The organism is Salinimonas marina, from assembly GCF_015644725.1.
Taxonomy (GTDB): domain Bacteria; phylum Pseudomonadota; class Gammaproteobacteria; order Enterobacterales; family Alteromonadaceae; genus Alteromonas.
Map to the genome: position 1 here is coordinate 2,820,443 of NZ_CP064795.1, position 19,365 is coordinate 2,839,807.

The window sequence follows — 19,365 nt, forward strand, 5'->3', positions numbered from 1 at the left end:
CGCATTTTTTCTCTGTGTTAAACTTCTCAGCCTCGCTTCACCGTACTAGTCTTATCGAATTTTTATTTTTTGCATGCATCACAATGAGGTATTTATGCAAAAACAAGACATCGCAGAATTTGAATCTTTTTTGGCCGAAATAGGCGATGTAAAGCCTTTAGCCCAGGATGACAAAATACATTTGTACTCGCCCGCCCAGCAACTGGCCGAAAAACAGCAACGTGCCGCCAGCCGCCCGGGCCCAAACGAAATAGTTAACCCCTTGAGTATGGAAGGGGTGAAGCCGGTCGACCCTGATGACTTTTTAAGTTATCAGCAACCCGGTATTCAGGATGGGGTTTTCAAAAGTCTGAGACTGGGTAAATACACCATTGAACACCGGTTATCGCTAACCGGATTAACCCTGGAACAGTCGCGGGAAGCCTTGTTTAACCTGATCAGAAAATGCCACGCAAAAGGGGCAAGGGCGTTACTTATCAATCATGGTAGAGGCGAGCAAAGTAAACCCTTTCCCGGACTCAAGAAAAGCTATGTAAAACACTGGCTGGGAGAATTAGAAGAAGTTATTGCGTTTCATACCGCGCAACCGGCGCACGGCGGTCGGGGCGCCACCTATGTGCTACTGAAAAAGCATCCGGATCAAAAACTGATAAACCGGGAACGAAACCGGCGCCGGTAATTTCTGAGCGTGCAGACTCCCTGAACCTGGGTTCAGCTGCACGCAAAAAAAATTATTATTGCACAGACTGCGCAGCAGTCTGAATTCCAGTGCTAACAGCACTGGCCGAAGAGCTGAATACGGCGGTGATGATCATAAACAACACAGCCAAAGCGACTCCGGTAAGTCCAAACCCTCGTGATGAACGATTCATAGTCGTCTCTTGTTATTCACAGATTTTTGCGCGCATCGACAAAAATCAGGTTACACCCAAGTTCCTTTTAAACTAAGCGCCTTCCTGGCAGCAAATACAATAAAACAGTAATGCCAGGATAACAAGGCGCAATCGTAAATAGCGCCCTGATATCATACTTTCCTACGATTTAGCCAACAAATACCCGCGCGTTTCTGAACATTCGCATCCAGGCACCATCTTCCTGCCAATCCTCCGGAGCCCAGGAGTTGGCGACGGTTCTGAATACCCGTTCAGGGTGCGGCATCATAATGGTACTGCGTCCATCAGCCGACGTCAGCCCTGTGATCCCAGCGGGCGAGCCATTGGGATTAGCCGGATACTGAGTGGCGACCTGACCGTAGTTATTGACATAACGCAGGGCAACCTGCGACTGAGCCTGCTCTAAAGCCCCCTATTGGCAAATTCTGCCCGGCCTTCGCCATGACTGACGGCGATAGGCAAGGTAGACCCCTGCATGCCCTGTAACAATACAGACGCTGAGTCTGTCACTTCTACCATTGCCACCCGCGCTTCGAAGCGTTCAGAAAGATTGCGGACAAAATGCGGCCAGTGTTCCGTACCGGGGATCAGTGACTTCAGATTTGATAACATCTGACAACCGTTACATACCCCTAAGCTAAACGTATCCTGGCGATCGAAAAAGGCTGCAAATTCATCCCGTGCCTGCGCATTGAACAGAATAGATTTGGCCCAGCCTTCACCAGCGCCCAGCACATCGCCATAAGAAAACCCACCACAGGCAGCCAGCCCTTTGAAGTCTTTCAGCGACACCTTACCCTGTAATATATCGCTCATATGAACATCAATAGCGCTAAACCCGGCGCGGGTAAATGCCGCCGCCATTTCGTGGTGCGAGTTGACCCCTTGTTCGCGTAAAATCGCAATTTGCGGACGAATACCGGTGGCAATCATTGGCGCGGCCACATCTTCGGTTACATCAAAGCTTAGCGCCGCATGCAATCCCGGATCGTTACTATCACGTTTGGCTTCGTGTTCCTGGCGGGCACATTCAGGATTATCCCGTAACGACTGCATTTGATAGGTGGTGGCGGCCCACGCCATACGCAGCTCTACCCGGCTTTGAGAAAAGACCCAGGCCTCGGCCCGCGAGAAGTCAATATTGTCATCCTGGTTCAAGGTGCCAATATCATGACAAAGATGGGCGATCCCATGTTTGCTGAAGATAGCCTGGACTGCCTCGATATCCTGCTGAGCAACCTGCACCACCGCGCCCAGCTCTTCATTAAACAGTGCGCTTAAATCATCCTCCCCCAGGCTATCAAGATTGACCGACACCCCGGTTTTACCTGCAAAGGCCATCTCGGCGATAGTGGTAAACAAGCCGCCATCAGAACGATCGTGATAGGCCAGCAGTAGCCCCTGCTCAGTGGCTTGCTGAATCGCGTTGAAAAAGCCCAGCAACTGACCGGCGTCATCAACATCGGCAGGCTGGCTACCCAACTGGTCAAAAACCTGGGCCAGACAACTACCGCCCAGTCGATTCTGACCGGCGCCCAAATCCACCAGCAGCAAACGGGTATCGCTCTGACGGGTATTGAGCTCGGGCGTCAGGGTTTTGCGGATATCCTTGACCGCGCCAAAGGCAGAGATCACCAATGACAAGGGTGAGGTCACCGCTTTTTCGTTGCCCTTCTCATCCTGCCAGGCGGTTTTCATAGACATTGAGTCTTTGCCCACCGGAATGGTCAGACCCAGCTGCGGGCACAACTCTTCGCCCACCGCTTTTACCGCTTCATATAAGCCTGCATCTTCACCAGGGTGGCCGGCCGCTGCCATCCAGTTTGCGGATAATTTTATCCGCTTGATATCACCAATATTCGCTGCCGCAATGTTGGTCAGGGCTTCGCCCACCGCCATCCGCGCTGAGGCACCATGGGATAAGAGCGCCAGCGGGGTGCGCTCACCCATCGCCATCGCTTCACCATGGTAGGTATCAAACGCACTGGCAGTAACCGCCACGTCAGCCACCGGCACCTGCCACGGACCCACCATTTGATCCCGTGCCACCAGGCCGGTTACGGAACGATCGCCAATGGTAATCAAAAAGGTTTTTTCGGCAATAGTGGGTAACGCCATCAGGCGTTTAGCCGCTTCTTCAATAGTGATACCGGCGCGGTCAAGCTCCTGAGCCGCCACCGACGCGGAAGTTACCTCACGATGCATTTTGGGTGGCTTGCCCAATAGCACATCCAGCGGCATATCGATAGGTTGATTGTCATACTGAGCATCATTTAGGGTCAGATGCTGCTCTGCGGTGGCTTCGCCTACCACAGCAAAGGGCGCCCGTTCACGGCGACAAATAGCTTCAAATACCGGCATATCAGCAGGGGCAACCGACATAACATAGCGCTCCTGCGACTCGTTACACCAGATTTCCAGTGGTGTCATGCCGGGCTCATCGGTGAGCACATTACGCAACTCAAACTTACCGCCACGCTCAGCATCGTTGACCAGTTCAGGCAGGGCGTTGGATAAGCCCCCGCCCCCACATCGTGGATGAACTGAATCGGATTGGCATCCCCTAATTGCCAGCAAGCGTCTATTACTTCCTGACAACGGCGTTCCATTTCCGGGTTATCCCGTTGCACCGAGGCAAAATCCAAATCTTCATTTGACTGACCCGAGGCCATCGACGAGGCAGCGCCGCCGCCCAGACCAATGTTCATCGCCGGGCCGCCCAGTACAATAAGCTTGGCCCCGACGGTTATCTCATTTTTTTCTACATGATCACGGCGAATATTACCCAAACCACCGGCCAGCATGACGGGCTTGTGATAACCCCGTACCTCCAGCCCATTAAAACTGTTTACCGTTTGTTCGTAGGTACGAAAATACCCCAGCAACGCCGGCCGGCCAAATTCGTTGTTAAAGGCAGCGCCCCCTAACGGGCCTTCAAGCATGATATCCAGCGCGCTGACAATTCGCGCCGGCTTGCCATAGGGTTGCTCCCACGGCTGCGCAGCACCTGGCAAATTCAGATTAGACACACTAAAACCCACCAGGCCAGCTTTGGGCTTAGAGCCGCGTCCGGTAGCCCCTTCGTCCCGAATCTCGCCGCCTGAACCGGTTGCCGCACCGGCAAAGGGCGAAATAGCCGTGGGGTGATTGTGGGTTTCCACTTTCATCAGGATGGCAATGTCTTCATGATGATAGTCGTACTGATGCGTTGTGGGATTAGGGAAGAAACGTCCCGCCGGCCAGCCTTCCATCACCGCCGCATTGTCTTTGTAAGCTGAGAACACATGATCAGGGAGCACCTCAAAGGTGTTTTTGATCATTTTGAACAAAGACTTTTGCTGATCAACCCCGTCAATGGTCCAGCTGGCATTGAAGATTTTATGACGACAGTGCTCAGAATTAGCCTGCGCAAACATATACAGCTCAATATCGTTAGGGTTGCGACCTAACCGGCTGAAGCTGGCATACAAATACTCAATCTCGTCATCGGCCAGCGCCAACCCTAAAACAGTATTGGCTTCCACCAGCGCTTGTTTGCCCTGAGCCAGAATATCTACAGACCGAAAGCTTTCCCCCCGGGTATGGTGAAACAGTGCCCCGGCGTCTTCGGTACTGCCAAACACCACTTCGGTCATTCGATCATGAAGCACAGCGGTTATTTGTTCTAACTGAGCCGCAGTAGGGGTCTGGTCGAATTCAAGGTAATAGGCACAACCTCGTTCGATTCGCTGAAGATTGGTGAGGCCGCAATTGTGGGCAATGTCGGTAGCTTTTGTGGACCAGGGGGAAATGGTGCCGGGACGGGGAGTTACAAAGAATAAAGTGCCTTGAGGAGATTCTGTCGATTGCCTGGGCCCGTAGGTTAACAGCTTATCGAGTACCTCGGTCTCCGCCTCCCCTAACGCTGAGTCGGTTTCGACCAAATGAATATACTCAGCGTATAGTCGGTTAATTTTCATGCCTGATTGACCAAGCCGTTCAATAAGTTTAGTTTGTCTAAATTCAGACAGTGCAGGAGCGCCTCGAAGGACCAACATATCGCTTTACCTGATTGTTAATCGATAACAACGTCATAGATTGTTGCTATCTTTTGATTGACGGGGTTCGGCGCGGATTATAGAGCAATTCGGGTTATTTGATAACCTTGTATTGAACGAATGAGCAGGATTTTTTACCTTTAGCACCATGACAAGCCTTCAGTTTTTTAACCTTATCTTTCACAAACCCATGGCCCGGCGAGTACGGCAGGCCCTGGTAGTGTTGCTTGCCCTTGGGCTGGCGGGCATGCTCAGCGGCTGCGAACCCGCGCCACCGCCAAACAAGCTGGAACAAATTAAACAGGCGGGCGTGCTCAAGGTGGGGACCATCTATGGCCGCACAACCTTTTATCATGGCAGCACCGGTCCCCAGGGCTTTGAATACGAACTGGCCGCGCGCTTTGCCAGGCAAGTTGGGGTGCAATTACAGCTTTTGCCCTTCTATTCCTATCATGCGCTGAAGCAGGATTTACGTGAAGGTCGCATCGATCTGGTGGCCGCCGGCGATGCCGTCTCTACGGATAATGAAGCGGTCTTCAAGTTAGGCCCGGTATATCAGCAGGTTTCTCACAAACTGGTGTTTCAGCAGGGCCAGACCCGCCCACGGCGGGTTGCAGATTTAACCGCCCCTCTGCTGGTGGTTAAAGGCAGCAGCACTGAGCAGCTGGTGGCCCGGTTACAACAGGAAAACCCAGAGCTGCAATGGCAAAGTACCGACAATAAAGATATCTGGGAACTGCTCAGTGACGTGGCGCAGGGCACCCTCGCCTACACGGTGGTGGACACCAACACCCTGTCGGTACAGCGGCGTCAGTTTCCGCAGCTCAGTATCGGCTTTGGGCTGGATGAACCCAAAGGCATTGCCTGGTTGTTAAACGCCAGCCAGGACGACTCTCTGCGCGGTGCCATTATTCAGTATTTTGGTGACCTGCACCAAAGCGGGGTCTTTAAAGCATTGGAAGATAAGTATTTTGGACATATTCGCCAGTTCAACTATGTTGATACCCGGGCGTTTATCAAGGCTGCCAAAGACCAGCTACCCACCTACATTGACATGTTTCGTGCGCACGCCAAAGACATTGACTGGCGGCTACTGGCAGCAATGAGTTACCAGGAAAGCCACTGGCAGCCCGATGCCGTGTCGTATACTGGTGTGCAGGGCATGATGATGCTGACCCGGGATACGGCCAGCGATCTGAATATTGCCTCCCGGCTTGATCCACAAAGCAGTATCGAAGGCGGCGCACGGTATGTAACCAGTCTCATACGGCGGATCCCCGCCAGAGTGGGCCAGCCTGATCGAATTTGGATGGCTTTGGCCGCGTATAATATTGGTCTGGGCCATTTAAAAGATGCCCGCAAACTGACGGAGCAGCAGGGCGGTAACCCGGACCTGTGGGTCGATGTGAAGCGGCGTCTGCCCCTGCTAGAGCAAAAACAATTTTACAAAACAACGACCTATGGCTTTGCCCGGGGTCGGGAAAGTAAAAAATACGTAGAGAACATCCGCCGCTATTACGACACGCTGATTTATCTGGATAATAATACCGACCTGCTGGAGCCTAAGAATCCCCCGCAGACTTGAATTTTTGTCATTGCGCCTTAATATTTAGTCTATACGCTAAATCTATAAAGCACATACAGCAGGGAAGCAACCTTCCACTTAGCTAATTCCAGCAAGTCAGAATTTACGTATTGAACCAATACCCTACTCAACCGCTCATCCCTGCTGTCGTGCACTATTAACGAAAAAGGTATGAATGAAAAGAAACCGAACTATGAAATCAAGAAAGAATCTTCGTAACAATAATCAACGCCGCTTAATGTTTAAGCGTAACCATCAACGTATGTTGCATCGCCGTCGCCAGTTTGTGTGCAATGAGTTGGAACCGGACACTCAGCGTTCGGCTTCCTGAGCCTTGAGCGCCGCTCGGGCCGCTTTTTTCTCGGCGCGCCGCCGGGCAAAAAAACTCGAAATCAGCTTCGCACACTGCTCTTTCATCACCCCTGCGCACAGTTCCGGCTGATGATTCAACTGACTATGGTCAAGCAACTGTAGCGCCGAACCCGCCGCCCCGGTTTTCAGATCATACGCACCAAATACGACCCGTTGCAGCCGACTGTGCACAATGGCCCCGGCGCACATTGGACAGGGCTCCAAGGTGACATACAAGGTGGCCCCGACCACCCGGTAATTCTGCAGCGCTTTGGCTGCCATCCTGATAGCACTTAATTCGGCATGCGCGCTAGGGTCGTGGTCGGTAATCGGAGTATTCCAGCCTTCCCCGATAATGGTGTTGTCAGCCACCACAATGGCCCCACCGGTACCTCACCTAACGCTTCTGCACGATGTGCCCGTTCCAGCGCTGCCGCCATCCAGTAGGCGTCATCATGGTCTACGGGTGGTTGAGTTGGCGAATTTGACGAAATCATCGGCCTATTTCCTACTTCATACTTACAGGAAGAACGATGCAAATTAGTAAGCATCTGATTATTAAATACTTTAAAAATAAAAATTGTTTGTACATATCTTGCTTTACTAGTTAGTTACAAGCACTACTTATTGCAACGATACCATTCAAGCTGAACAAAATTCGAGCAATTTAAGTCAAATCATTTTACACTAAAATAGATCAACAGGTGAGGGTAACCAAATGAACTTAACCGCTATCGCTATTGTGGCCATTGTGGCGTCTGTAATTTACAAGATTGTCGAAGCAGGATGTCGGGTCAGGCAGAGTAAAAGAACCAGTGATGCTCGCACTGAGCAGTATGAAGCTGAAATTGCAGAGCTGCGGGAGCGTATTGAAGTACTGGAAAAAATTGTTACTGATGAAAGCTACGACTTAAAAAGACAGTTCAAAGATTTAGATAAAGATAAAGTGGCCTGACTCATTAGGCCAGCAGGTAGCGCAAATAAGCCTTAATGAGTTAACTGCCTTCAAGTAAATAGCGTTCTGCCCGTTCGACCCGGCGCGGCTTCCCGGCGATGATAAGCACATCGTTGGCCTCTAACACCAGCTCGTCAGCGGGTAGATCGATCTGGTTGCCCGCGCGTCGTAATCCCTTTATGGTCACCCGCATAGTCTTAAGCTTGAGATTATCCAGGGTTTTGCCTAAACATGCCGCATGAGAACCTAACGCCACCGCGTGAACAAACTCGAGTTTATCCTGGGTGCCGTAGGTAATCTCCGTGGTTTCCCCGGGGTAAAACCCATGCAGATGATCATAACGCCCTTTACGCTCTTGTCTGACCCGCCTCAAAATTCGTGACATCGGCACTCCCGAATAATGTAATACCTGCGAAATCAGCATTAAATTGCCTTCCTGTAACTCCGGCACCACCTGCGATGCGCCGGCCTCGTACAGGCTTTCCAGCTCATAATCGCGTCTGGTACGTACTATTACTTTCAGATCAGGATTAACTTGATGCGTGGCACTCATGACCCGGATGGCTTCGCCGGGGTAGTCAAAGCTGATTAATAACAGCCGCGCTCCGCTCACCCCCGCTGAGTGCAGAATATCTTTATTGCGACAATCGCCGAATATCACCGGTTCGCCGGCGCTTCGGCTTTCGTGCACCCGCACCGGATCGGCATCAATCACCACAAAGGGAATATCTTCCATCTTTAACAGCTTGGCGACCGACTGCCCTACCCGGCCAAAGCCGGCAATGATGATATGCCCGCTAATGTCGGAAAATTGTTGCTGATCGTTGTGATCAGGCGTCACCTCAGGATTGCGGGTCATGTAGTTGGCAAAGGCTAAGCTTTTGCTTACCAGGTAGGGGGTAATGGCCATACTAAGCACACCCATACTGATAAGCATCGAAGATTGCTGCGCTGATAGCACATTATGGGTGGTGGCCAGCGCGGCGATAACAAAGCTGAATTCACCAATCTGACACAGTTGCAAACCCGCAGACCAGGCATGATGAGCTTCACAGCCGGCCATCCAGGCCGACGCCCTCATCAGCAATACCTTAGCGAGCATGACCAGGACCACCCCGCCACCGATGAGCGCAAAATTATCAATCAGCACCTGCAAATCCAGCTGCATCCCCACGGTGACAAAAAACAAGCCCATCAAAATGTCCCGAAATGGCCGGATGTCAGCTTCCAGCTGATATTTGTACTGACTCTCGCCCAGCATCATGCCGGCTAAAAATGCCCCCAGCGCCATGGATAACCCAAACACATAGGTCAGGCCACCCGCCAGCAAGGCAATCAGAATAGTGGTCAGTACAAACAGCTCATCGGTGCGGGTGCGGGCGACCTCGCGAAATACCCAGGGTAAAACCCACTTGCCTATCGACAATAAAAACGCGACGACCACAATGCCTTTTAGCAGTGCCAGGCCTAGTACCTGCCCCAGGCCCATATCCGCTTCCATTGACAACAGCGGGATAATAATCAAAAACGGCACCACCGCCAGATCCTGAAACAACAGCACGCTGATCGCCACCTGGCTGCGCTGGTGATTCAGCATTCCGAGCTCATTAATCTGTTTGATAACAATGGCGGTTGAGCTAAGCGCCAGCATGCCGCCGACAATAATGGCACTATCGGTGGGTAACCCTAGCAGCCAGGCCAGCGCGCTGAATAACAAGGTGGTACAACACATTTGTGCGGCCCCCGCCCGAACACCAGATTACGCATGGCTATCAGTTTGGGCAGCGAGAATTCCAGCCCCAGCGAAAACAATAAAAAGACGATACCGGTTTCAGCCAGCACATGCATATCCTGGGCATTGTCAAACAGGCTGAAGACCTCAGGCCCGGCCACCACGCCGGCCACCAGATAGGCCAGAATGGCAGGCAGATTCAGTCGTCGGAAGCTGGCCACACAGACCACCGCCACCACCATCAACATGACGACCTGAAGAAAATTATGTTCCGGCACCTGCGCTCCTGCTAATTCACAAATTATTTATATAGGCACAATACTTGCTGGATCTTGATCAAAAGTAGGCTTACCGACAACATATTGACAGCCTTACATGATTGCTTTGCATTCGGTATGTGGTGCTGATTAAAAAGGTCCTGGTTATGGATTTGCAAAATACACATTACAACTCCCCTTTTGAAGATCGTTCTTATACAATGATCCCAACAGGTAATGAAATGTCCTGTACCCAATTTCAGGCCTTTGTAGGCAGACTTTTGTCCACGCTGGATTTCCAGAAGCTGGGCAAGCTTTATCATCATGAACTGGCCTGCTACCTGCCACTGAGAGCCCTTACACTGATGGCCGGGGGCGTGCCAATGAGCTTTGGTCAATATGCACCGCAAAACCCGGCCGGTGAACAGCTAAACTTACCTATCCTCGCCCATGCGGATCGCGCTGAACACAGCGTACAATACTACTTTACACGATCCTTAACCCGAGGCGAGCGAAAACTGGTCGAGCAACTGCATTGTGTCTTTTCTAAACAGCTGCTTCAGGCTCTTGCTTTTAACAATTTAAAAGCCCTGGCGACCAAGGATACGTTAACCGGATTGAGCAACCGCAACGGCTTTAATGAAGCCTGCAGCCGTCTGTTGAGCCGGGCTATTCGTTACGAAGAAGCCTTTGCTTTACTGATTATCGATTTGGATAACTTTAAAACAGTAAATGACACCAGGGGTCATAAAGAAGGCGACAAGGTCCTGGCCCGGGCGGCCGAAGATATCCATCAGTCACTACGCGGCGAAGACGAAGCCTTTCGGTTTGGCGGCGATGAGTTTTGCTGCTTATTGCACTGTGTGACCGATGCCTGTATTGATGCCGTCGCCCGACGTCTGCAACACACCATTGCCGGGAATGACTACCTGCGCCAGCGGGGGTTTCCTGTAGCATTGGTGGCGCCGTTTACCGGCCGGGGGATGATATAAGCAGTTTATTTGACCGCGCGGATGCAGCCCTCTACCGGGTGAAAAGCAGTGGTAAGAATGCGTATCACGCGGCCTGATTGTCGTTACCGGGAAGCGGCAGAATGTTGCCGAACAATAGCCGCTTAGCTGACGAATACTACCGCTTTTCTATCGCTATCGTTAAGGAATTATCAGCCTGAGTAAACAAGACTGGCTGATCGGGTAACACAACAGCTACCACCACTCCGTTTTCCAAAATCACCGGAATATGACGTCGACGCCATGCCGGTACCTGCCATTGTTTAAACCAGTCTTTCAATTTTTTAGACACGCCCTGTTTATGCATGCGGCAGACTGCTGCAGGCATATTGCCGGTTACCTGTACCTGCTGACTGCACGAGAACGCAACCACGCTCCAGGGCTCATCAAAGACCTGCCCCGGGGCCACGGTCGTGCTCGGCTCACCAGGCTCAGGTAATGGCGAGACTAAATAAAGATAACGCTGAAAACACCGTAGTTCTTTATTTGCCAGACGAATAAGGGGCTGAGCATCAGCGCTGCTGCGCGTCAGTTTCAAAATCTCGGACAATTGCCGGGCTTCGGGCATAGGTTGCTGTTGATGTTCCAGCCAGCGTCGTACCAATTGCTCCTGCCAGGCCTCAGAATACCCCGACAACCCCTCTAACGATATCCCCTGCTGCCTGAGCTTAAACTGTATCTTGGGTCGGGCGTCGGCTGCTGCCCTCGCCTTCGCGGTGGTGGGTGAACAGCCTGCCAGCAAAGGCGCCAGCCGTTCATCACAGACCTCTTCAAGCAGTGCGGTTTGCTGCGCGCACAGTCGCGCACTACGGGCAATAGTTTGACCGATAACCGGCCAGCGCTGCTGTAACAGCGGGGTGATATGCTGACGCAGGAAGTTACGATCAAACCGCGTATCCTGATTAGACTCGTCTTCGACCCATTGCAAATTCAGGTCTTTTGCACATTGCTCCAGCTGTTCCCGGGCATATTCAAGCAGCGGTCGTACAATCCAGACCTGCTGCCGGTGCACCAGCGCCGGCATGCCAGCCAGCCCTTTAGGCCCGGCCCCACGCTGTGCCTGCAGCAAAAAGGTCTCAAGCTGGTCATTAAGATGCTGACCCAGCGCCAGGGTGCCCTGATGCTGACGACAGTATTCAAACAGCGCCTCATATCGGGCATCTCTGGCACTGGCTTCGGTACTGGTGCGGGAGGCTAAACTGACGCTCACGGGTAATGCCACAAACTGGCAGCCTAACTGCTGGCAACACTGCTGACAATGTAATTGCCAGGCATCAGCATGCTCACTCAGGCCATGATGTATATATACTGCATGAATGTGTGACGGACTGACGCCCGGAAGGCTACAGGCTGCCTGTAACAGGACCCTGGAGTCCAAGCCCCCGCTAAAGCCAATAACCAGCGGCTGGACACCACAAGGCCCCTGTCCGGGGCCTTGGATGAGTAACTGCTGAAGCTGCCGGTGAATCCCGCTGATAGTGGTATTCACACCATTACCTGAGACTGAGACCAGGTACGGGTAAGTTCATAATCTAACAATACCCAAATGACATCAGCCGCTGATAACGCTCATTCATCAGGGTTTCCTGATCCAGACTCATCAACTGGCTAAGCTGTTGTTTTAGGGTCGCCTTAAGATTGGCCGCCATCCCATCATGATCACGGTGGGCACCACCTAATGGCTCTTCGACGATAGAGTTAATCAATCCCAGTTCTTTGATTTGACCGGCGCTTACCCCCATGGCTTCTGCTGCCTGAGGGCTTTGTCGGCACTTTTCCACAAAATTGACGCACAGCCTTCAGGCGAGATCACCGAGTAAGTGGAATACTGTAGCATGTTCACCCGATCGCCCACGCCGATGGCCAGTGCGCCGCCCGAGCCACCTTCACCAATAACGGTACAGATGATAGGTACTTTAAGTTCGGACATCTCTAGCAGGTTGCGGGCAATCGCTTCACTTTGCCCGCGCTCTTCGGCGCCGACTCCTGGGTAGGCTCCGGGGGTGTCAATCAAGGTGATAATGGGCATTTTGAAACGCTCGGCCATCTGCATCAAACGCAAGGCTTTACGATAACCTTCGGGTTTTGGCATACCAAAATTACGTTTAATCTTTTCATGGGTATCACGGCCTTTTTGATGGCCAATCAGCATCACCGGCTGATCATCAAGCATCGCCGGACCACCCACAATTGCTTTGTCGTCGGCAAAAGCACGATCGCCTGCCAATTCGTCAAATTCGGTAAACACCCGACCAACATAATCCAGGGTATACGGACGCAGTGGATGACGTGCCAGTTGGGATATCTGCCATGCCCCTAAATCAGAAAAGATTTTTTTCGTTAGCTCGGCACTTTTTGCCCGCAGCCGGGTGATTTCTTCTTCAATACTGACATCGAATTCACCGCCCTGATTTACCAACCTAAGCTCTTCAATTTTTGCTTCTAGTTCAGCAATAGGTTGTTCAAATTCTATAAATTGTATGCTCATTGTGTGTCCTATATTTACTGCGCTGTAGTCCGGGCAGCTGACAATGATGCTTTGCCCCTAAAAAGGCCAAAGCTTAATGATAACTTAACGATACCGCCTGCTCGCCCAGACAATGCTTCAATTCGTGCAGCAATTGATCTTCAGGGGTGATGTACCATTGCGCACCACACCTTAACACGGCTTCAGCATCGGGATGCAAAACCTGCAGCTCTACGGGACAGCTGCCCCCGGTGTACGGCTGTAAAATGTCTTGCAACGAAGCCAGCTTCGCTGGTGGCCATTGCTGCGTATCTATTTGTAATAATAAGGCCCGGGCTCGTTGTTCCCGCGCCTGCACGATATCCATTACATCACGGGCGGTGATTGTATTGCCCCCGGAGAAATCATCAAAGCTGACCTGTCCTTTTACCAGCAAGATTCGGTCAGATTCAAGAATATTTTCAAATTGCTCGTAGGTATCGGGGAAAAAACGAACATCCATTCGCGCACTTTTATCATCCAGGGTGACAATTGCCCAACGCCGTCCGCGTTTATTGGTCATCACCCTTACCGACAGCACCAACCCCACCGCGGTCGCCATCTGCTCTTTGCCGGTGGGTTTTAAATCAACCAGCCGGCCATCTGCATAGTGACGGATTTCACGGGCGTATTGATTGATTGGATGGCCGGTCAAATACAAACCCAGCGTATCCTTCTCACCATCCAGCCAGACTTTTTCGGCCCATTCAGGCACATCCGCAAACGCCTGTTCCACACTTTCAGATTCGGTATTAAGCAGTCCGAACATATCAGATTGCCCAAAAGATTCTGCTTTAGCATGCTGATCGGCGGCGGCGATGGCTTCAGGCAGGGTTGCCATAATCGCCGCGCGGTGTGGTCCCAGATTATCCAGTGCGCCAGCCAGTACCAGCTTTTCCAGCACCCGCTTGTTGACCCGTTTAAGGTCTACCTTAGCACAAAAATCAAACAAGTCAGTAAACTTGCCATGATTTTCACGCGCCTCGATAATGGCTTCAATCGGGCCCTCACCCACGCCTTTGATGGCGCCGATGCCATAGACTATCCGGCCTTTCTCATCCACGGTAAATTTGTGCTTACCGGCATTTAAATCAGGCGGTAAAATTTCCAGTTTCATGCGCTGAACTTCGTCGACCAGCGTCACAATCTTGTCGGTGTTATCCATATCCGCCGACATCACGGCCGCCATAAATTCAGCCGGATAATGCACTTTTAACCACAGGGTCTGATAAGACACCAGGGCATAGGCGGCAGAGTGTGATTTGTTAAAGCCATAGCCGGCGAACTTTTCCACCAGGTCGAAAATTTTCATCGCCAGATCGGCGTCGATGTTATTTTTTTCGGCCCCTTCGGCAAAAAAGGTTCGTTGCTTAGCCATTTCTTCTGGCTTTTTCTTACCCATTGCCCGCCGTAATAAGTCGGCGCTACCCAATGAATACCCCGCCATTTCCTGGGCGATCTGCATCACCTGTTCCTGATACAGGATAATGCCGTAGGTGGGCTCCAGGATCTCTTTCAGACACTCGTGCTGATACTCAGCATCGGGATAAGAAATCGCTTCACGACCGTGCTTACGGTCAATAAAATTATCTACCATCCCCGATTGCAACGGTCCCGGACGAAACAGGGCCACCAGGGCGATGATATCTTCAAAGCAATCAGGTTTAAGCCGTTTGATCAGCTCTTTCATGCCCCGGGATTCAAGCTGAAATACCGCTGTGGTTTCGGCCGCCTGTAACGAGCGAAAGCTTTTGCTGTCCTCCAGCGGAATCGAGGTAATATCGATTTTTTTACCATGACCCTCGGCAATCATGTCGATGGCCCACTGAATAATGGTCAGAGTTCGCAGACCCAGAAAGTCGAACTTAACCAGGCCGGCGGTTTCTACGTCATTTTTATCAAACTGGGTAACGGGAAACTTACCTTCGTCGTCACAATACAGAGGCGCAAAATCGGTAATGGTGGTGGGCGCGATAACCACGCCCCCCGCGTGCTTGCCGGCGTTGCGGGTAACCCCTTCTAAAATCCGCGCCATATCGATAAGATCTTTGACTTCCTCATCGACATCGTACAGCTCCGGCAGGCGTGGTTCGGCTTCAAAAGCCTTGCCCAGCGTCATCCCGGGATCCGGTGGAATTAGCTTTGAGATGCGGTCGACAAACCCGTAGGGGTGTCCCAGCACCCGGCCCACATCCCGGACCACCGCCTTGGCGGCCATGGTGCCGAATGTAATGATCTGCGACACCGCCTGGCGGCCATACAATTCCGCCACGTGCTCGATAACTTCGTCACGACGATCCATACAAAAATCGACGTCAAAATCGGGCATCGACACCCGCTCGGGATTCAAAAATCGCTCGAACAGCAGGTCAAATTCCAATGGGTCCAGATCGGTAATCTTTAACGCATACGCCACCAGTGAGCCGGCACCTGAGCCCCGCCCCGGTCCTACCGGAATTTCATTATCCTTACTCCACTGGATAAACTCCATAACGATAAGAAAGTAACCGGGAAACCCCATCTGATTGATAACACCCAGTTCAATATCCAGTCGTTCATCATAAGGCGGGCGTTTGGCCTGACGTTCAGCTTCATCCGGAAATAAAAATTCCAGCCGTTCTTCCAGCCCTTCCTGAGAGCGTTTAACCAGAAAATCAGCAGTGGTCATGCCGCCGGTGGGAAACTGCGGCAAAAAGTATTCGTTCAGACGCACCGTTACATTACAGCGCTTTGCTATCTCCACCGTATTTTCGATGGCTTCGGGAATGTCGCTGAACAGCTCAACCATTTCCTGGGCCGAACGCAAATATTGCTGATCGCTGTATTTTTTGGGACGACGAACATCATCCAGGGTATAACCATCGTGAATTGCCACCCGGATTTCATGGGCATCAAAGCCCTCCTGGTCGACAAAACAGACTTCGTTGGTTGCAACTACCGGTAAGCCGTTGGACTCGGCCAAAGCGACCGCCCGATGCAGATAGTCTTCTTCTCCGGGACGGCCAGTGCGCAGCAGCTCCAAATAAAAGCGATCGGCAAAGTGGGTCTGATAGAACTCCAGGGCTTCGCTGAGTAATTTATTATTGTTTTTTGTAAGCGCCACGCCCACATCCCCCTGCTGAGCGCCGGACAGTACAATAATGCCTTCGGCATGCTCGGCCAGCCAGGCCTGATCAATTACCGCGCGATGCGCAATATGCCCGCGCAAATAGGCTTTTGAGATCAGCAGGGTGATGTTTTTATAACCGGCGTTGTTTTGTGCCAGCAGGGTGAGACGAAACGGCTCATTACCGAACGTGTCATTGGTGACCCAAAAGTCGGTGCCGATGATAGGCTTGATGCCCCGGTCGTGGCATTCAGAATAAAACTTAACCAGCCCACACATATTCATCTGGTCGGTCAGTGCCACGGCCGGCATGTTGTGTTCACACACTTTGTTCAGCAATGGTTTGACCTTGTTCAGGCCATCCATCATAGAAAAGTCACTGTGTACGCGAAGATGTATAAAAGGGGATGTCATAACACCTGCTATTTACCGTTATTGGGCTTGTTCGAGTAGCGTGCGTACCGGCTTGAAACTTTTCCGGTAGCACGCCAGGACACCATGTTCACTGAGCGCGGCAAAATGGGCTTTGGTGGGATAGCCTTTATGGCCGGCGAACCCATATTGAGGGTGGGCCCGGTCTAATTCGACCATGTCGTTATCCCGTTCGACTTTTGCCAGAATTGAAGCGGCCGAAATTTCCGCATGCAGGCTATCGCCTTTAACGACCGCCTGCCCTGGGTAGCACCAATCTGGCAGGCGATTGCCATCGACATTGACCCACTCGGGTCGAATGGATAACCCATCAACCGCCCGATGCATCGCCAGCATGGTCGCCTGTAAAATGTTGAGAGTGTCAATTTCTTCAGGAGTGGCCCGGCCTATTGACCAACACAGGGCCTGTTCGCGAATTTGCAGGGCCAGGGCTTCGCGCTTTTTGGCACTTAGTTTTTTGGAGTCGGTTAAACCGGGGATGGGCCGGGCCGGATCTAAAATCACGGCCGCAGTGACAACATCACCCACTAAAGGGCCACGGCCGACTTCATCGACACCCGCAATTGTTTTATACATGAGGAATTAGGTCCAAAACAGCCTGCGCTGAAACTTTATCAGCATTCTGAGCCAGGGTTTGATGAATTTCTGTAAACGTGTGTATCAGCGCCTCATTATTGCCTTCCAGAAGTTCAAGCAAATGCGCACTAAGATTTTCCGGATTGACCTCATCCTGCAACAACTCTGGCACAATTTGCTTGTTGGCCAGCAAATTCGGCAGGGTGAAAAAAGGGGCTTTGTAAAGACGCTGCATCACTTTGTAGGTCATCGCCGAGAGTTTGTACGCGGCGACCATCGGGCGCTTGCACAGCATCGCCTCCAGGGTGGCGGTACCCGAGGCCAGTAGAATTACATCCGAAGCAATCATGGCCTGTCTGGCATTGCCTTTGGTCAGCACGATAGTGCCCTGCCGATACAGCTGCTCTGCATGTTCTTTTAAAAAGCTATCGATAAAGCTAAAGCGGTGCTGATTGGCCGCCGCAATCACAAAGCGGCAATCGGGCTTTTGTTGTAAAACACAGTCGATGGTGGCTAAAAAAATAGGCAGCAATTTGCTGACTTCGCCGTTTCGACTGCCAGGCAGTACCGCCATGACCGGCGCTGTTAAATCCAGCCCCAAAGCCTCGCGGGCAGGCTGCTGGGCCGGCGTTAACTCAATTGAATCGGCTAATGTATGACCGACAAACCGGTACGGCACCTGATACTTTTGGTAAACCTGTTCTTCGAACGGAAATAACCCCAATACACAATGGGTGGCCCGGGCAATATTATGAATACGGCTTTCTCGCCAGGCCCATACGGTAGGGCTGACATAATGCACGGTTTTGATGCCTTTTTGTTTCAGCGCTTTTTCGATCCGCAGGTTAAAGTCCGGGGCATCGACGCCAACAAAAATATCAGGGGGATGTTTTTCAAAATGGGCAATCAGGCCCTTCTTGATTTTAAGAATGGCCGGTAAATGTGATAAGACTTCAAACAGCCCCATCACCGACAACGTTTCCATATCAAACAACGAATGGCAACCAGCAGCAATCATGTGGTCACCACCAATCCCTTCAATAATCGCATCGGGGTGTTGTTGTTTGATTTGGGCAATCATCCCGGCGGCAAGCACATCACCCGATGGCTCACCCGCCACTACCCCAATACGTAATGGTTTTGAAGTCATGAATTATCGAATGATACCGCGCTCGGCTGTCTGCAGAAAATCAACCAAACGCGCAATTTCAGGATGCGTGTCCTGAACCTGGGTTAGCTTTTCAATGGCTTCTTCAACCGTATTATTCGACCGGTAAATTGTGCGATAGGCACGTTTAATGGCCATCACTGCGCCTGAAGAAAAACCACGACGCTTAAGGCCTTCCGAATTGATACCGGCCGGAACATTCTTTTGACCGTTGACCATGACATACGGAGGCACATCACGAAGCACAATGGCGCCGGCGCCGACAAACGCATGATCGCCTACTTTACCAAATTGATGGATGGCCGCACCGCCACCAAAGATGACATGATCACCCAGGGTCACATGCCCCGCCAACGACACATTATTGGCTAGAATAATGTTATCACCCAAGACACAGTCATGGGCCACATGGGCATTAATCATAAACAGATTGTTGGACCCAACCCGGGTAATACCTTCATCCTGAATGGTCCCCCGGTGCACGGTACTGCCTTCACGAAACACATTGTTGTCGCCGATCACCAGCTCGGTGGCTTCCCCGGCAAATTTCTTATCTTGGCAGTCTTCGCCAATCGAGCAAAACTGAAAAAACCGGTTGTTTTTGCCTACTGTGGTTGGCCCCCGCACGACCACATGACTTTCCAGAATACAGCCGTCACCAATGACTACGTTGTCATCCACCACACAGAACGGCCCAATTTTTACGTCTTTGCCAATAGTGGCAGATTCGGAAATTACCGCAGTAGAATGTATCACG

Annotated in this window: 11 protein-coding genes and 3 pseudogenes; 5 read left to right on the forward strand and 9 right to left on the reverse strand. The window is 51.6% G+C overall.

What is annotated here, in order from left to right:
* Positions 1-94 precede the first annotated feature (94 nt).
* A complete protein-coding gene (gene smrA, locus IT774_RS12615) occupies positions 95-679 on the forward strand; it encodes a DNA endonuclease SmrA (protein ID WP_195810077.1) in 585 nt (194 codons plus the stop codon).
* 362 nt (positions 680-1,041) lie between these two features.
* On the opposite strand, the pseudogene purL reads toward smrA, so the two are convergent.
* Positions 1,042-4,930 (reverse strand): annotated as a pseudogene (gene purL / locus IT774_RS12620) (phosphoribosylformylglycinamidine synthase).
* 220 nt (positions 4,931-5,150) lie between these two features.
* Here purL and mltF point away from each other — a divergent pair.
* A complete protein-coding gene (gene mltF / locus IT774_RS12625; protein ID WP_232364986.1) occupies positions 5,151-6,515 on the forward strand; it encodes a membrane-bound lytic murein transglycosylase MltF in 1,365 nt (454 codons plus the stop codon).
* A gap of 312 nt (positions 6,516-6,827) precedes the next feature.
* Here mltF and tadA read toward each other — a convergent pair whose 3' ends face one another.
* Positions 6,828-7,238 carry a tRNA adenosine(34) deaminase TadA gene (tadA, locus tag IT774_RS12635; protein WP_332308848.1) on the reverse strand — a complete coding sequence of 137 codons (411 nt, stop codon included), beginning with the start codon at positions 7,236-7,238 and terminating at the stop codon, positions 6,828-6,830.
* Positions 7,239-7,584: 346 nt separating this feature from the next.
* On the opposite strand from tadA, the gene IT774_RS12640 reads away from it, so the two are divergent.
* Complete coding sequence (locus tag IT774_RS12640; RefSeq protein WP_195810080.1) at positions 7,585-7,821, forward strand: hypothetical protein; 237 nt, start codon at positions 7,585-7,587, stop codon at positions 7,819-7,821.
* A 40-nt stretch (positions 7,822-7,861) separates the two neighbouring features.
* Here the strand turns inward: IT774_RS12640 and IT774_RS12645 are convergent.
* Positions 7,862-9,801: pseudogene (locus tag IT774_RS12645) on the reverse strand (cation:proton antiporter domain-containing protein).
* 251 nt (positions 9,802-10,052) lie between these two features.
* Between IT774_RS12645 and IT774_RS12650 the strand changes: the two are divergent.
* Both IT774_RS12650 and IT774_RS18070 read left to right on the forward strand, forming a co-directional pair.
* Complete coding sequence (locus IT774_RS12650) at positions 10,053-10,802, forward strand: GGDEF domain-containing protein (RefSeq protein ID WP_195810081.1); 750 nt, start codon at positions 10,053-10,055, stop codon at positions 10,800-10,802.
* Positions 10,799-10,879: a hypothetical protein gene (locus IT774_RS18070; protein ID WP_408641219.1), complete on the forward strand. Its 81-nt coding sequence runs from the start codon at positions 10,799-10,801 to the stop codon at positions 10,877-10,879. The genes IT774_RS12650 and IT774_RS18070 overlap by 4 nt, the downstream gene beginning before the upstream one ends.
* A 59-nt stretch (positions 10,880-10,938) precedes the next feature.
* On the opposite strand, the gene tilS is transcribed toward IT774_RS18070, so the two are convergent.
* From tilS to lpxA, 6 genes and pseudogenes are all read right to left on the reverse strand, one after another.
* Positions 10,939-12,309 carry a tRNA lysidine(34) synthetase TilS gene (gene tilS, locus IT774_RS12660; protein ID WP_195810082.1) on the reverse strand — a complete coding sequence of 457 codons (1,371 nt, stop codon included), beginning with the start codon at positions 12,307-12,309 and terminating at the stop codon, positions 10,939-10,941.
* Positions 12,310-12,352: 43 nt separating this feature from the next.
* Positions 12,353-13,308, reverse strand: a pseudogene (gene accA, locus IT774_RS12665) (acetyl-CoA carboxylase carboxyl transferase subunit alpha).
* A gap of 73 nt (positions 13,309-13,381) precedes the next feature.
* Positions 13,382-16,846, reverse strand: a complete 3,465-nt coding sequence (dnaE, locus tag IT774_RS12670) for a DNA polymerase III subunit alpha (protein WP_195810083.1) — start codon at positions 16,844-16,846, stop codon at positions 13,382-13,384.
* A gap of 18 nt (positions 16,847-16,864) precedes the next feature.
* Positions 16,865-17,440, reverse strand: coding sequence for a ribonuclease HII (gene rnhB, locus IT774_RS12675; protein ID WP_195810084.1), 576 nt, complete (start codon positions 17,438-17,440; stop codon positions 16,865-16,867).
* On the reverse strand, positions 17,433-18,590 hold the full coding sequence (gene lpxB / locus IT774_RS12680) for a lipid-A-disaccharide synthase (protein ID WP_195810085.1): 1,158 nt from the start codon (positions 18,588-18,590) through the stop codon (positions 17,433-17,435). Before lpxB ends, rnhB begins: the two co-directional genes overlap by 8 nt.
* A 3-nt stretch (positions 18,591-18,593) precedes the next feature.
* Entirely contained in the window at positions 18,594-19,364 is a 771-nt protein-coding gene (gene lpxA / locus IT774_RS12685; RefSeq protein ID WP_195810086.1) for an acyl-ACP--UDP-N-acetylglucosamine O-acyltransferase, read from the reverse strand.
* Position 19,365 lies beyond the last annotated feature (1 nt).